This window comes from Vreelandella sp. L-15, assembly GCF_056857635.1.
The window spans coordinates 178,113-192,580 of sequence record NZ_JBSXNN010000092.1; the positions used below are offsets into that span (position 1 = coordinate 178,113).

The 14,468-nt window shown below is 57.2% G+C and carries 17 protein-coding genes and 1 tRNA gene; 5 read left to right on the forward strand and 13 right to left on the reverse strand.

Features of this window, described 5'->3' with window-relative positions; genetic code table 11:
- The first annotated feature begins 19 nt into the window (after positions 1 to 19).
- Positions 20 to 835, forward strand: coding sequence for an ABC transporter substrate-binding protein (locus AC13CY_RS14370; RefSeq protein WP_137093460.1), 816 nt, complete (start codon positions 20 to 22; stop codon positions 833 to 835).
- A 140-nt stretch (positions 836 to 975) separates the two neighbouring features.
- Here the strand turns inward: AC13CY_RS14370 and cysN are convergent, their stop codons facing one another.
- The 6 genes from cysN to AC13CY_RS14400 form a co-directional block, all read right to left on the reverse strand.
- On the reverse strand, positions 976 to 2,421 hold the full coding sequence (gene cysN / locus AC13CY_RS14375) for a sulfate adenylyltransferase subunit CysN (protein ID WP_137093462.1): 1,446 nt from the start codon (positions 2,419 to 2,421) through the stop codon (positions 976 to 978).
- Entirely contained in the window at positions 2,421 to 3,380 is a 960-nt protein-coding gene (gene cysD / locus AC13CY_RS14380) for a sulfate adenylyltransferase subunit CysD (RefSeq protein WP_172416297.1), read from the reverse strand. The genes cysN and cysD overlap by 1 nt, the downstream gene beginning before the upstream one ends.
- A gap of 115 nt (positions 3,381 to 3,495) precedes the next feature.
- Positions 3,496 to 4,230: a phosphodiesterase gene (locus AC13CY_RS14385; RefSeq protein WP_044629056.1), complete on the reverse strand. Its 735-nt coding sequence runs from the start codon at positions 4,228 to 4,230 to the stop codon at positions 3,496 to 3,498.
- 27 nt (positions 4,231 to 4,257) lie between these two features.
- On the reverse strand, positions 4,258 to 4,704 hold the full coding sequence (locus AC13CY_RS14390) for a DUF1249 domain-containing protein (protein WP_172416298.1): 447 nt from the start codon (positions 4,702 to 4,704) through the stop codon (positions 4,258 to 4,260).
- Positions 4,705 to 4,716: 12 nt separating this feature from the next.
- A complete protein-coding gene (locus tag AC13CY_RS14395; RefSeq protein WP_062361250.1) occupies positions 4,717 to 5,364 on the reverse strand; it encodes an NUDIX domain-containing protein in 648 nt (215 codons plus the stop codon).
- A gap of 107 nt (positions 5,365 to 5,471) precedes the next feature.
- On the reverse strand, positions 5,472 to 6,116 hold the full coding sequence (locus AC13CY_RS14400) for a TRAP transporter TatT component family protein (protein ID WP_044629053.1): 645 nt from the start codon (positions 6,114 to 6,116) through the stop codon (positions 5,472 to 5,474).
- 196 nt (positions 6,117 to 6,312) lie between these two features.
- Between AC13CY_RS14400 and greB the strand changes: the two genes are divergently transcribed.
- On the forward strand, positions 6,313 to 6,855 hold the full coding sequence (gene greB, locus AC13CY_RS14405) for a transcription elongation factor GreB (protein WP_483052679.1): 543 nt from the start codon (positions 6,313 to 6,315) through the stop codon (positions 6,853 to 6,855).
- Positions 6,856 to 6,887: 32 nt separating this feature from the next.
- Here the strand turns inward: greB and AC13CY_RS14410 are convergent, their stop codons facing one another.
- The 4 genes from AC13CY_RS14410 to AC13CY_RS14425 all read right to left on the reverse strand — a co-directional run bounded on the left by AC13CY_RS14410 (position 6,888) and on the right by AC13CY_RS14425 (position 10,955).
- Positions 6,888 to 7,877, reverse strand: coding sequence for a methyltransferase (locus AC13CY_RS14410; RefSeq protein WP_137093469.1), 990 nt, complete (start codon positions 7,875 to 7,877; stop codon positions 6,888 to 6,890).
- Complete coding sequence (locus tag AC13CY_RS14415) at positions 7,874 to 8,692, reverse strand: methyltransferase domain-containing protein (RefSeq protein WP_062372510.1); 819 nt, start codon at positions 8,690 to 8,692, stop codon at positions 7,874 to 7,876. Before AC13CY_RS14415 ends, AC13CY_RS14410 begins: the two co-directional genes overlap by 4 nt.
- 250 nt (positions 8,693 to 8,942) lie before the next feature.
- On the reverse strand, positions 8,943 to 10,628 hold the full coding sequence (locus tag AC13CY_RS14420) for a GGDEF domain-containing protein (RefSeq protein ID WP_483052680.1): 1,686 nt from the start codon (positions 10,626 to 10,628) through the stop codon (positions 8,943 to 8,945).
- A 168-nt stretch (positions 10,629 to 10,796) separates the two neighbouring features.
- Entirely contained in the window at positions 10,797 to 10,955 is a 159-nt protein-coding gene (locus AC13CY_RS14425) for a DUF333 domain-containing protein (RefSeq protein WP_483052681.1), read from the reverse strand.
- On the opposite strand from AC13CY_RS14425, the gene AC13CY_RS14430 reads away from it, so the two are divergent.
- Together AC13CY_RS14430 and AC13CY_RS14435 are read left to right on the forward strand one after the other, a co-directional pair.
- On the forward strand, positions 10,900 to 11,025 hold the full coding sequence (locus AC13CY_RS14430; RefSeq protein WP_275041232.1) for a hypothetical protein: 126 nt from the start codon (positions 10,900 to 10,902) through the stop codon (positions 11,023 to 11,025). The two genes, AC13CY_RS14425 and AC13CY_RS14430, sit on opposite strands and share 56 nt — an antisense overlap.
- A 194-nt stretch (positions 11,026 to 11,219) precedes the next feature.
- Positions 11,220 to 11,291, forward strand: a complete 72-nt coding sequence (locus AC13CY_RS14435) for a hypothetical protein (RefSeq protein WP_228219860.1) — start codon at positions 11,220 to 11,222, stop codon at positions 11,289 to 11,291.
- A 31-nt stretch (positions 11,292 to 11,322) separates the two neighbouring features.
- Here the strand turns inward: AC13CY_RS14435 and AC13CY_RS14440 are convergent.
- Positions 11,323 to 11,399 (reverse strand) — tRNA-Arg (locus AC13CY_RS14440).
- A 65-nt stretch (positions 11,400 to 11,464) separates the two neighbouring features.
- Positions 11,465 to 12,412 carry an AEC family transporter gene (locus AC13CY_RS14445; protein ID WP_044629048.1) on the reverse strand — a complete coding sequence of 316 codons (948 nt, stop codon included), beginning with the start codon at positions 12,410 to 12,412 and terminating at the stop codon, positions 11,465 to 11,467.
- A 90-nt stretch (positions 12,413 to 12,502) separates the two neighbouring features.
- On the opposite strand from AC13CY_RS14445, the gene AC13CY_RS14450 reads away from it, so the two are divergent.
- Positions 12,503 to 12,748 (forward strand): EAL domain-containing protein, encoded by a 246-nt coding sequence (locus AC13CY_RS14450; protein ID WP_269473459.1) that lies wholly within the window; start codon positions 12,503 to 12,505, stop codon positions 12,746 to 12,748.
- Here the strand turns inward: AC13CY_RS14450 and AC13CY_RS14455 are convergent.
- Positions 12,745 to 14,277 (reverse strand): sensor domain-containing diguanylate cyclase, encoded by a 1,533-nt coding sequence (locus tag AC13CY_RS14455; RefSeq protein WP_483052682.1) that lies wholly within the window; start codon positions 14,275 to 14,277, stop codon positions 12,745 to 12,747. The genes AC13CY_RS14450 and AC13CY_RS14455 overlap by 4 nt on opposite strands.
- Positions 14,278 to 14,468 lie beyond the last annotated feature (191 nt).

Consider the following 14,468-nt stretch of genomic DNA (forward strand, 5'->3'; position numbering starts at 1 on the left):
ACACCCAAAGGAGCAGACCGTGAAGACAACGACCACGCTTATCACCGCCAGCGTATGCACGACCGCCTTGGCCTGGAGTGCTTCGCTACTCGCGGATGACGACTTCATTACACTCGCCTCCACGACGTCCACCGAGAACTCAGGGCTGTTCGATGCCATTATCCCCACGTTCACCGAGGCCACCGGCATCGACGTGCGCGTGGTAGCCGTCGGCACCGGGCAAGCGTTTGAGATCGGCCGCCGTGGTGATGCTGACAGCCTACTGGTACACGATACGGCAGGCGAGGAGCAGTTCGTGGCGGACGGTTACGCCACGGAGCGTTTAGACGTCATGTATAACGACTTCGTGATCGTAGGCCCCAGCGACGACCCGGCAGGCATTAGCGACAGCGAGAGCGTGGCAGACGCCTTTGCGCGTATCGCCGAGAGCGGGTCACCATTTGCCTCACGAGGCGATGACAGCGGCACGAACCGCGCCGAACTGCGTTTGTGGGAAGATGCGGGCGTGACACCCCAAGGCGAGTGGTACCGCGAGCTGGGCAGTGGCATGGGCCCGACCTTGAACACCGCTGCGGGTATGGACGCCTACACCTTTACTGACCGCGCCACCTGGGTCGCGTTCGATAATCCGCAAAACCTCACGCTGCTGTTCGAAGGTGACGAAGCGCTGTTTAACCAGTACGGCAGCCTGCTGCTCTCGGAAGAGCGTCATCCGCACTTGAAGCACGATTTAGCCGCCCAGTGGCACCAGTGGCTCGTATCCGAGGAGGGGCAGCAGGCGATTGCTGACTTCGAGGTAGACGGCCAACAGCTGTTTTTCCCTAACGCCAAGTAGTCCTTTGCAGAAGAGCCTTTGGCGGTGTTGGCATACACCGCCACTGAGGCGAACGCAACAAGGCCTGCTGCACCAAGTGCAGCAGGCCTTTGTTTATGGCTATGATTTTAGGACTGTGATTTAGATAACGCGACGTCAGCTCAGCGGCTTAGCAATTCGCGAACATCCTTCGCTTCCCAATGGGGGAAGTGCTTGCGTACTAGCGCGTTCAAATCACGCTCGAAGGCGGCCCAATCAGTGGCGGCGGCCTGCTCGCGGGCGTTAGCAACGCCGCGAATCATGCCAGCCCCTACCGTCACATTGGTGAGGCGGTCAATCACGATAAAGCTGCCGGTGCCAGGGCTGGTGCGATAATCATCGACCGGAATAGAAGCGGTCAACTCAACCTCACAGCGGGCGATGGCATTGAGCCCAAGGGAATCGGTGGCATGCTTTTCCAGCGTATTGACATCAACCTGGTACTCAATGGCGCTGACCTGCCCTGCCAAATCACGCGTGGCGAGCTTGATGTCGTAGAGCTTGCCAGGCGTGAGGGCGTCTTCGTGCATCCACACGATGTCGGCGCTGAACACGTTCGAGATCGGGATGTCAGCATCCGCGCTTACAATCCAGTCACCACGAGAGATATCAATCTCATCTTCCAGAGTCACGGTAATCGCCTGCCCTGGGTAGGCGGCGTCTAAATCACCATCAAAGGTGACCACGCGTGCCACGCGGGATGTTTTACCGGAAGGCAGGGCCTTCACCGCTTGCCCTGGGCGCAGGACACCGGCCGCCAGGGTGCCACAATAGCCTCGGAAGTCCAGGTTGGGGCGGTTGACATACTGAACCGGCAAACGCAGATCGGTGAGGTTCTGATCGCGACTGATTTCGACGCTTTCCAGCAGCTCAATCAGCGTTTTGCCTTCGTAGCGCTGACTATCGTCAAAGTACCAGGGCGTTTGCTCGCTGGGGTTGACTACGTTGTCGCCGTTGAGTGCCGATATCGGCACGAAGCGGATATCCGGGGCTTGCAGGTTCTTAGCGAACGCCCGGTACTCCTCGACAATCTCGTTAAAGCGCGCTTCTGAGAAGCCCACCAAATCCATCTTGTTGACCGCGATCACCAAGTGCTGAATGCCCAGTAGGTCGGCAATGAAGCTGTGGCGGCGTGTCTGGGTCTGCACGCCGTAGCGCGCGTCGATCAGAATAATCGCCAAGCTTGCGGTGGAGGCACCGGTCGCCATGTTACGGGTGTACTGCTCGTGCCCAGGGGTGTCGGCAATGATGAACTTGCGCTTCTCCGTCGAGAAGAAACGGTAGGCCACATCGATGGTGATGCCCTGCTCGCGCTCCGATTGCAGGCCGTCTACCAACAACGCAAGATCCACCGCATCCCCTGTGGTACCGCTGGTTTTAGAGGCCTTGGTGATCGCCGCCAGCTGATCTTCAAAGATCATCTTGGAGTCGTGAAGCATCCGCCCGATGAGCGTAGATTTACCATCGTCGACGCTGCCGCAGGTAATAAAGCGCAGCAGGTCTTTGTTTTCGTGCTCGTGCAGATATTGCTCGATGTTATCGGCAATCAACGTTGATTGGTGCGCCATTAGAAGTACCCCTCACGCTTTTTCTTCTCCATGGAGCCTGCCTGATCGTGGTCGATGGCACGGCCGCTGCGCTCACTGGTTTTGGTCAACAGCATCTCTTGGATAATTTCCGGTAGCGTTGCTGCCGTGGATTCCACCGCGCCGGTGAGCGGGTAGCAGCCCAGGGTTCTAAAACGTACCCACTTCTCCTCCGGCACCTCGCCTGGGGCTAAAGGAAGGCGGTCATCGTCTACCATGATCTGCATACCGTCGCGCTCAACCACAGGACGTTTGGCGGAGTAGTACAGCGGCACAATCGGAATCGACTCAAGGTAGATGTACTGCCAAATATCCAGCTCGGTCCAGTTGGAAAGCGGGAAGACGCGAATCGATTCGCCTTTATTGACCTTGGCGTTATAGACGTTCCAAAGCTCAGGGCGCTGATTTTTGGGATCCCAACGGTGGTACTTGTCGCGGAAGGAGTAGACGCGCTCTTTGGCACGGGAGGCTTCTTCGTCACGACGCGCACCGCCGAAGGCAGCATCAAACCCATACTTATCCAGCGCCTGCTTGAGCGCCTGGGTTTTCATAATGTCAGTATACTTCGCGCTACCGTGATCAAAGGGGTTGATGTTAGCTGCCCGCCCCTCTTCGTTGGTGTGCACAATCAGCTCCATGCCCGCCTCTTCCGCCATACGGTCGCGGAAAGCGATCATTTCGCGGAATTTCCAGGTGGTGTCCACGTGCATCAACGGAAACGGCGGCGTGCCAGGGTAAAAGGCTTTACGCGCTAGGTGCAGCATCACCGAGGAGTCTTTACCGATGGAGTACATCATCACCGGGTTGCTGAACTCAGCCGCCACTTCCCGGATGATATGGATCGACTCGGCTTCGAGCTGCTTCAGGTGGGTCAGTCGGGCGGCATCCGGTGCAATAGGCACCTCTTGCGTCGCCGCCGACGGCGCAGAAAACTGGTTCATTACCTACTCCCTCACAAAACGGTGCTTGCTTTTATGGGTAGGGTAACGCTATGCCAATAATAACCCAAAAGAATTAATAACTATCTTTTTATACCTATAACGCCTAACAGACTCTTTAGACAACCACACGCTCGATCCAGGTCTGCCACTCGTGAGCGTTGAAATCGACCACACGATAGCCAGGGCGTGAGGCTTCATCGATGGCAAACTGCTCCGCTCCCGGCAAAAACTGGTCAGCCATGGCGGGGCAACCGTAGACACCAATATCGGTGCCAGCTGCTTGATGATGCTGGGCGTAGGCTTGGTGAGCATGACCAAACAGAATCATTTTCACCTGCGGATAGGCACTGAGTAACTGCCAAAAAGCGTCGCGGTCTTGCAAGCCAATGGCATCCATCCAGGCAGCACCTACGTCCACAGGCGGGTGGTGCATGGCAATAAGGGTTGGCCGGTCGTCTTGCTCAAGCCGTTCTGCCAAAGCGCTTAAGGCAGCACTCCCCAGCTCGCCGTGGGGCTTGCCCACTACCTGGGTGCTGAGCAGCAGTAAGCGCCACTGCTCCAAGTCCACTTCCTCTAACAGCGGATGTTCGGCGGCCATCAGCTCTGGCTGGTCATGGTTGCCAGCAATCCAGAACCACGGGCATGGCAGCGCCGAAAGCGCCTCGCAAGCAAGGGCGTAGGAAGCGGCGGTTTCATCCTGACTGATATCACCCGTGAACACGACGACATCGGGTCGCTCAGTAATCACAGCCTCCAGCACACGCTGAAACTGCTGCCAGGGAATTCCCGCCCGGGAGCGTGCCTGCTTATCGGCATAAAGATGGGAATCGGTGATTTGAATCAGCCTCATGACAGTAGCTCCATTAACGACATTCCATCAACGCAATTCGGGCATGTCCACAGCATGGCCGTGCGCAAGCCCGTGGGCCAACCACTCACCCAGGAAGCAGTTGAGCTGCAGCTTTTCATCCGGCTGGTGCATGCGGGCATTGGGGTAGCGATAGCGGCCGCTAAAATGGCGCTCGCGTTGAAAGTCGACCACTTCCGCCATACGCACATCATGGTAGAGATGTACGCGCATGCGCGGGCCTTCGATCACTGCGTCCAGCGGCCCGCTCTGGGTCACTTCTACCAGGGTGGTATAGGGCGCTTCCTGCAGTATCGCTAAATGCAGGTCACCAAAGTGCTGATGGTCGCTGCGTAGTGCGATATCACGGCGCTGACCGCTCTCCATACCCCCTACCAAGCGCAGCAGACGCAGATAGTTCGCACTGCATTCGCCCTGCAGGGTTTTTAAATCGGTGACGTAGGCGGCTCTTGCCATGATGACTCCTTACTAGGTTCGCTTGGCGTCAGTGTTCGAGAGGGCGGCGCGTTGAGACGCGGCACGCAGCGATGCCCGCTGCCCCGCCAGCCAATGCAGCCCAATCAAAGACATGGCGTTGTCGAGTCTTCCCTGCTCTAGGAGTTCCCAAGCGTTGGTAAACGTTACAATGTGCACGCGGATATCTTCGTGCTCATCTTCGACCCCATACACACCGCCTAAGCCGTGAGTATCCACCAACCCGCAAAAGAGCGTCACACGTTCGTTGCAGGCACCCGGGCTTGGGTAGTAGGTATGCAACTTGGTTAATTGCCCCACTTGGCAACCCGCTTCTTCCATGGCTTCGCGACGGGCTACGTCTTCCAGGGATTCATCCTTATCTACCAAGCCTGCCACAAGTTCTAATTTCCAGGGGGAGGTCGGGTCGTCAATTGCCCCAGCGCGAAACTGTTCGATGAGTACCAGGGCATCACGGTGCGGGTCGTACAGTAGCACACCCACTGCATCGAAACGGTTATGCACTTCTCGGCGCATAGTAGCGCTCCAGCCGCCTTCAAACAGCCGGTGGCGCAACTCCAGTGCTTCTAGGCGAAAAAAACCTTGATAAAGGGTGTCGCGTTGGATGAGTTCGACATCATCACGACCAAGCGTAGGGCCCATACGGCACTCCCGATGATAACAATCGAACTATTATCAATGCTGCCCACCGGGAATGCCAATGCGGTGATTAACCGCGTGTCATCGTCATCGAAAGGATACTGGCTACGTTAGAGCTGGCTGAGTAGAGCCTCGGCATCCCGTCGTAGTGCTTCATCTGACACTTGGCGATTCTCTCGGGCCGTGCCGTTCACCGCGCGCTGGGCATGCTCCCGCGCCGCCTGAGTGTTGCCCTCTTCTTTTAAAAACGCCGCGTAGTAGTAGTTCACGTCGATGCCGTCGGGGCGAAGCTCAAGCGCGCGCTGGAACATGCGCTCGGCAGTATCGCTGTTACCAAATCCCAGCGGGCGACCTGGGGCACGGTCATATAATGCGCCCAGCGTGACATAGGCCGAGCCGTTGCCACCGGTGGGGTCGATCTCAATGGCACGCTCCAGCACATCACGAGCGTCACCGGCCGTACCCAAAGCCCCCAAACCGCCGCGCTCGCGGGCGTAAGAGGCCAGCACAATGCCCTGCCAAATCAGTACCTCGGCTTCATTAGGATGCTGGCTTGCTAGCTGTTCGGCTTCGCTGGCGAGCGCTTTTAGCGTATCTTCCCTCTGGTTGGCAGGCATTTCCGTTACTGTATGCTCCCAGCGGTTTTTCAGCGAGAAAACTTCCCCTTCAAATGCTGAGGCATTGAGAGGCGCCAGGGCCAGCGTGCTGCCCAGGGCTGCGGCGATTAATAAGCGAGATAATGGAATAGCGCGCATAGTCACTCCAGGTTTGTTGTTGTAACGGCTGTATTTATAAGGCTCTGTAAGCCAAGTATCGGCTTACTTAGACAATGTAACGAACGTTTGAATGATTCGCCAGAGAATCGCGACTTTGTTATAAAACATTCCCGTAGCGTAAGCTTAATGCCCTGGTAGGAAAGCCCTACAAGGCACTTAAGGAGAAGATTGGCTTATGAAAGGTCGCAATATGACCCGCTGGCGGGATCCAGCCAAAGATCCTCGCCAAGAACCGAAAAGTCATTTGATTACTGCAGAAGGTGCCGCCCGTCTGCGCGGCATTTTGGATCACCTTTCGCGGGTAAAACGCCCTGAGCTATCAGCAAAAGTGGGCGAAGCCGCGGCCCTTGGCGACCGCAGCGAAAACGCGGATTACACCTATAACAAGAAAGAGCTAAACCGTGTCATTGCGCGCATTCGTTATCTCACCAAACGGCTCGATGAGCTACAGGTAGTGGATCGTCTGCCTGCTAACACCGATAAAATCTTTTTTGGCGCGTACGTAAGCTTGGAGGATGAGGAGGGAGAAGCCCTGCAGCTTCGGATCGTGGGCCATGATGAGCTCGATACCCAAAAGCGCTGGATTAGCATCGATGCTCCCATGGCGAAGGCACTGCTGGGCAAAGAGGTCGATGACGACGTCACGGTGCTCACCCCCAACGGCGAAACGTTTTACACCGTGACGGCCATTCACTACGATACGCCAAGCGACCCATGAGCTCGACGCCAAAGAGCAGCAGCCAAAGACAACTAGTTGACGGCGCGATACACGCGGAAACGCCGGTTGTCCGACAGCGTCTCGAACTCGCCCAGCGCGAGCTGTAATCGCTCCGGATAGGGCAGAAACGCATTGGCCACTAGCCACAACTGCCCTTTTGCCTGGAGGTGCTCTACCGCTTGATCGATCAAGCGCGAGCTGGGGCCATAGCTGATGTCTCGCTCCTGGTGAAACGGCGGGTTACTGACGATGACATCGAAACGCTCGCCGTCCAACGCCGAGTAAACGTCGCTCTCCAGCACCCTGCCCTCCAGCGCGTTCTCACGCAGCGTGCGTCGGCAGGCTTCGGCGGCGAAGGCGCTGACATCGACAGCCGTGACCGCATGGCCGCGTTTCGCAAGCCACGCGCTGATAATGCCGTCGCCGCAGCCCATATCCAGCACTTTCAGCGTTTTTTTCGGTAGTGCTTCTTCTAGGGCTTGCAGCAGCAACTGCGTTCCCTCGTCGACTTTGCCATGGCCAAACACGCCAGGATGGCTCACTAAGCGCATATCCAGGGCATCAAAGGTTTGCCAGGCACTATCGGGCGCTTCCCTTTTCACCGTTCGGGTGGCAAACAGCGAGCAGCGGCGGGCGTTATCGAGCTTGTCACAGCTCATGCCCAGCTCGTCCAGTATCTTGGGAACACGTTTGATGCCCCCTTGGTGCTCACCGACGATATCGAGCGGCGTATTGTCAGGCAGCACGTGACAAAGCCACTCAAGCCACCACTTGCCTAGCTGGTGAGCTTTGGGCCAGAACAGCACCACCTGCCCGTCGGGTAGGTAGTCGAACGGCTCGAAAGGGCTAACGGCTAGGCGTCTGCTGGCCTGCCACTGCTGCCGCAGAGCGACGTTGTCGCTCACCATCGCGGTGGAGTGGGTCAGTAGCCATGTATCTTCCGGGGGCGCGACAGGCCATAACCGGGCGGCCTGCCCATAGTAACGTTCAAGCAGTTGGCAGGCGGGCAGTTGTGCACTCATACATCAGCCTCAGGTTTGGTAACGGTATAAAGTAAATAGCGGCCTAAGCGCCAATGAGGGTCTTGCTGGCAGTACTGCTTTTCAAGCGCTAGCAGTGCTGCTTGATCGCTTGCCTTCTCTGGGGCCTGGCGCACGTAATCCTGAAAAATACGGATGCCCGCAACGCTCTCGATATGTAAGCCGTTCTGGCCCACCCACTGGCAAATTTCATCATGGGTAACTGGGGAGATCGGCGTTAAGCGCTGGCGCTTGCCCTTGCCTTCTAACTGGTCACTCAAGGCTTTTTGATAGTTGCCCTTCACCACATTAGAAAAGCGCAGCGCATCGCGGTTAAACACCATCAGGCTGAGTTGACCACCAGGCGCCAGCAGCGTTGCCAGGGTTTGCAGCGCTTGCTCAGGATGGCCCAACCACTCCAATACCGCGTGGCAGGTGATCAGCGGCCAGGGGCCGGGGGCTTGGCTCGTCAGCGCCTGTAGAGGAGCTTCCACATAGCGAAGCTGCCCCAGAGGCCACACCGCAGCGGCCTCTTGCTCAGCGTGCCACGCCTTAGCGTGGGCCAGCATATCGTGGGAAGGCTCTGCCATGCTGACAGTGTGACCGCGTGCCGCGAACCAACCGGAGAGCTGCCCCAACCCACCGCCGACATCCAGCACCGGCTGGGCCTGTAAGTGCAGCATTTGCGGCAGAAGATAATCCAGCATCGCGAGGCGCAGCTCGCCCCGGGGTGCTTGGTAGAGCGAGCGAGAGAACTTATCTGCCAAGCCATCAAAGTAGCGGTCGCCAGCGTCGGTTAATTCGTAGGTCGGGTGCATGCCTCTAGCCACCACAGTTTAAAGGGGCGCTAGTTTACCCGTTATCGTCAGGAAAATCGCACCCCAGGCAGCATGGTTGAGCAGTCCAAGGCGCGATGGTCACAGCTAGGACTAGAACTGCTCCCACTCACCCGCAGACGACTGTTTGGAGGGCAGCACTTTGGCGGCTTGCACCACCGCTGGCAGCTGCCAACGGCTTTTTTCTCTTTACGCTCACCATTACGTATATACTGAGCATCATAGCCGCTAGCTACTGCTCGCTGGACGACACGGCTCCTTCCCATACTTCACAACGGTCGCGGCCGTTATTCTTAGCTTTGTACAACGCTGTGTCGGCTAAGCGCAGTAGCCTTTTAGGGTCCATGGTGTGAGCCGGATACGTGGCGATTCCGCAAGAGAGCGTAATGCGTCCAAGCGGCTGATGAAGGTGACTCAACGCTTGGTTACGCTGTGCCTTTAGCAGTTTCTCGGCACGCGTTTGGGCCTCGGCCGCTCCGGTGCCCGGTAGGAGTGCGACGAACTCCTCGCCCCCCAACCGGCACACCACGTCCGTACCGCGAAAATGCTTCTTTAACAGCGCCGCGACCTCGATCAGAACGGCATCGCCAGCGTCGTGGCCAAAGTTATCGTTCACTTTCTTGAAATGATCGATATCGATTATCAGCAGCGAAAGCAGGCTTCCCTTACGCTGCGCGAGCGCCATTTCCTGATGTAGCAAGGTGTCGAAATGGCGACGGTTATTGAGGCCGGTCAGGGCATCCTGAAGCGAGAGCCCCTTGAGCTGCTCGACCAAGGTATCTAGCTCTGCCGTCCGCGCCTTCACCTGTGCTTCTAGCGTCTGGTTGGCCGCAGCAAGCTGACGCTGCGTATGACGGTAGTGCCACAGCGAAATCCCCACGATAGCCAAAGAGAAGCCCAACGCCCCATAGCTCAGTGGCACGTCGCGCCGAGGTATCAGCTCGTGCGCCACCAACATGTCCAGCAACAGAAGTGGCGCAAACAGCAGGAAACTAGTGACGAACAGCTGCTGCTCCAAATTCAAACGACGCACCCGCAGCAGCGCCAGCAGAAGCATGAGGGGGAGCGTGAGCAACAGCAGCACATCGAATATGGGGAACGTCAGTGCCAAGTTCACCACGCCAAGTGCGACCAGACCAATCGAAACCACGAGGTACGCCAAATGGAGCTGCCATAAACGCCTCATCCAGCGCTTTGGTACACCATCCAACCAGTGGCTCAGCAACAAGCCTATGGCAATGGGCAGTGTAAAGTAGCTGGCGGCTCTTAAAATGTCCCAGGTAAGCGGCGCGTCTGCCAACAGCTGCCGAACGGGGGTCTCTGCCAACAGCATCAACCCTGACGAAAACGCAAACAGCGCGATGGCGAAAAAGCCCCGACGCTCAGGCCCAATCATGGCAAAAATCGCTGCCAACGTCGCCAGTAGCAGGCTGAAGGCACTCACCGCAAGGTCCTGTACCGAAGCGTGGAGCATCCCCTTCAGCGCATCGATACGATCGGTGATCTCTACATCGCCCCACAGCCCGATGCTGGTGTAATCGGAGTGGATACGCAGCGCCAGCGTCTTGCCCGCCGAATTCTCCGGCAGCGGAACCAAATGCCACGGCCAACCGATGAAACGAGGCGCCTCCATATCGCCATGCTGATAAATCAGCGTGCCATCGAGGTAGATCTGCCCCACCAAGTTAATGCTGGTAATGTGCAACACCGGGTCACGCCACTCCCCCTCTGGCAAGACCGTTTTAAACCAAATGGACTTCTGGCCGTTGCGCTCCGGTGGGTTAGAAGGAAAATCGATGGGGCTCCAAGGCGCGTCATCTTCTAAAGGAGCATCTCCCCAGCGATACTCCCAATCGGTCAGCGGTGCAGGCGCGCTAGCGTAGGCCAAAGAACCGGACAGCAACAGCAAGCCAGCCATTATTCCTACGCATAAAAAGCGCAACAAGACGTTGTACGTACCCATCCGATCCCCTAGCTGGCGTGACCCACCAGCTCACCCTATTTTTTTATTAACGCTAACCTTATACACTCAAAATTGCGTTGATAGCACGTTTGATGCGTTTCAAGCGCCTATTCGTTGGTGGCGTTAATCATTATCCAATCGCTCTGTTCGATATAAATGCCACTCGTTTTCGACCCGGCCATCCGGCAGTCGACAGTAACGCCCCGTTCCCAAAGTGATTTCGCGGGTGAGGCGCTCGCCGCCCAGGCTGACGCAATACGCCGCAGCTGCCGCCCAGCGCAACGTGCAGCGGCTTGCCACGCTCATCAACGACCTGCTGGATATGGAGAAATTGGTGGCAGGCAAAAAGTAGAAATGGGTGAGCACTGGAAAGCCAGCGTGCGCTCCCACCGAACGGCAGCAAACGATGTTGGACCGCGTCAACCAAGCTCGAGGCCAAGCCCGCCAATGCGGTGAACGTTCTTTCGGTGCCGCTAGCTCCCTTACTTGGAGCTGCTCGCTCACCACTGCCGCAACCTCATGAACGATGCCTTTACCGATATGGGCATGGCGCACGCAGAAGATAGTGACGCGCGATTTACGCACTACTGGGTGCAAACGCTAGGCGCGCCGCGCTAGTCGTTAGAAATGAAGAAGATATGGGGGCGTTTGGCGTCCCTGGCAGGAGTCGAACCTGCGACCTGCCGCTTAGGAGGCGGCTGCTCTATCCTACTGAGCTACAGGGACTTACGGGGCGCATAGTATAGCGGTTTGATCCGCCCCGGCCAACCGCGGTTTTGCATCGGCAGAGGTCATATCCAACCGAGCAGGCGAAGAGCGAAGATACCCAGTGTCACGGTCACGCTGGCCATGAGCGTGGTCATGGCGATGATATTAGCGGCCAAGGCCACGTTCCCATTGATCGCTTTGACCATCACGAAGCTGGCGGCAGCAGTGGGGCTGGCAAAGAAAAGAAACAGTAGGCCGAGCTGATTCCCTGAAAACCCCATCAGCCACGCAGCCAATGTGGAAAGCACGGGTAAAATCACCATTTTCATACTGCTGGCGCTGAGCGCCACTTGGCTTCCCTCTCGCATGCTGGATACCGATAGCGTTGCGCCGATGCATATCAACGCGAGCGGTAGCGTGAGCGAGGCAAAGTAATTACCCGAGGTCATCACCCAGCTGGGCAGTGACACCGAGAAAGCGGTAAAAGGGAGCGCAGCGAACACCGAAAGAATCAGCGGATTTTTAATAATATGACCCAGCAAACTCCGCCAATCGGTCGCTTGGCCGGGCTGATAGGCTGCCAAAGCAACAACGGAGAGCGCGTTATACATCACGATCACCACCCCCAGCAGCAAACTACCGGCGGATAACCCATAATTGCCGTACATGCCCGCCGCCAAGGCCAAGCCTACGACCCCACAATTTCCGCGAAATGCTCCTTGAACATAAATGCCACGGTCGGCTCTTGGCACGCGCAGGTGCGCCCAACCCCAACTCAGCAAAAACTGGCCCAACGTGGCGAGGGCAAAAAAGAGCAGCAACGGCACATCTAGAGCAACGCTCAAGTCAGCTTTGACTAGGCTGAGAAAGATCAGCGTGGGCAGTGTGGCTTTGAACACGAGAGACGAGGCGGTCGAAATGAAGGCACTATCGATCCAGCCCAGGCGCTTCAAGGCAATCCCGATGAACACCATGGCAAAAACAGGCAGGGTAACGTCTAGGGTGCGTGTAAAGAGTTCAAGTAAGTCCACGAAGGCGCTCTCAGTCGAATCAGCATCCTCTTATACTCTACCGTTGACTGAGATTTGTCGACTCGCTAGACAGTCTGTCAACGGCTGGGGATCGACGTGGCGCTGGACGATTTCGGCACCGGCTACTCGTCGCTGGCGTACTTTCGCCGCCTGCCGGTGCAGTTGATCAAAGTCGATAGAGACTTCGTTCGCGATATACTGGCGAGCGAAGATGATCGTGCGATCGTAGAGAGTACCGTCTTCTTGGCCAAGAAGTTCGCGCGCCCCATGCCCGCCGAAGCGCTCCCCCAGTGGCTGATCACCTGGCAGCGGGAGGGTTTCCCAAACGCGTCTTAATCGAACAGCTCTATAGGGTCTAACTGTTCGGGCAATTTGACCACCACGGCATCTCGCCCCTCCCCTTTGGCTTCATAACTGGCCGCATCTGCCCGGGAAATCGCCACATCCACCGTTTCGTCGCATTCATCGAAGGTCGTCACACCGATGCTGAGCGTCACGCTGTACTCTTTGCCCTCATGGGTCACGGTCACCTCACTCACCGATTGACGCAACGACTCTGCGATACGTTCGGCCTGTCCCAGCGTACAGCTGGGCAGCAGCACGGCAAACTCATCTCCCCCTTGGCGCGCCACATGGTCACTGCCACGCACTTCCCAGGCCACGATTTGAGCGATACGGCGGAGCATCTCGTCTCCCAGCGCGTGGCCGCCCTCATCGTTGATAGGCTTGAAATGGTCCAGATCGAAGAGAAGCAGCGCAGAGGGCGTGCTGGTCTTCTGGAAGTCGGCGAATGCCTCTTCCAACCGGCGCTCGAATCCACGTCGATTGAGCAACCCCGTCAACGGGTCGTGCTCTGCCTCCCAGCGCTGCAACGCCTCTTGCTGGCGACGCTCAGTGATGTCCTTCACGACCCCGACCAAGCCCAGCGAGTGCCCCCCTTGAGACAACATGACCACCCGTGCATGAATGTCCAGCCACAGCGTTTCATGGTCGCTGCGCACGAACCGTAGTTGGCGCACGAAATCGCTACCAGTTTTCAAGCTGTGAACCCACATGTCCCTCGCCCCTTCTCGGTCGTCAGGGTGCACCTGCTCCATCCACACCTCCATGGGCATATCGGGAGGGATATCCAGCATCTCCAGCAGTGCCGGGTTCATATAAGTGATCTTACCGCCAAAATTGGCAACGAACATGCCCTGGGGTGTAGCGCTCAATACGGAATCCAAAAACGCCTGGCGCTCTTGCAAATGGCCGACCAACTGCTGGCGCTCATGCTCTACGCGGTTGAAAGTCATCGCGACTTGCTGCAACTCCTGCATGCTGGTGGCGAGATCGAGACTCGCGCGCTCGCCCTTACCCACTTCACCAATTTGCGATTCAAGATGGTCCAATGGCTTGAGAATGCGAGCCAGCAGCCACCATAAGAGCGGCATCATGAGTAGCGCCAGGACGAACCAAATGCCCAGCAGCTTGTAAATGAACCCCGCGAGCGGTAACTGTGCTTGAGTGGTGGGCAAAAACAGGCCCACTATCCAATCGGCTGGCCACACTTGGGCATACGCTTGCAGCGCTACGCGACCACTCGACAGTTCGGCAACCCCTTCCCCTCTCCAACCCGCCAGCGCAAGCTCTAACATCGGGTTCAATTGGACGTTGCTGATCTCGGCGTTCACCAACTCGTGATCAGGATGGTAAAGAATTTTGCCAGAGGCGGTCGAAACGGCCGCATAGCCATTGTCACCCAAACGAATGCTGCTCAAACGATCGAAGAGTCCACTGCTCTTGAGACTGACGATGCCACCGACAAAGCCCGCAAAACGCCCGTTTTCATCCAAGCGGGGAATGCTAATGAGCACCAGCGGCATACCGCTAGCCCGGCCCACGAAGGGTTCGCTCACGTAGGGGCGGCGAATACCGGAGTTATTGTCAAATCTGGTGTATGAGCATCAGGCGGCGTCTCTGCCGGATTGATCATCCACCCGTTCTCCATCCCGAAACTGAACGTTATTCACGACCAGCTTCAGTTGGTTAAACCCCTTGATCCGCTTCCAGCGTT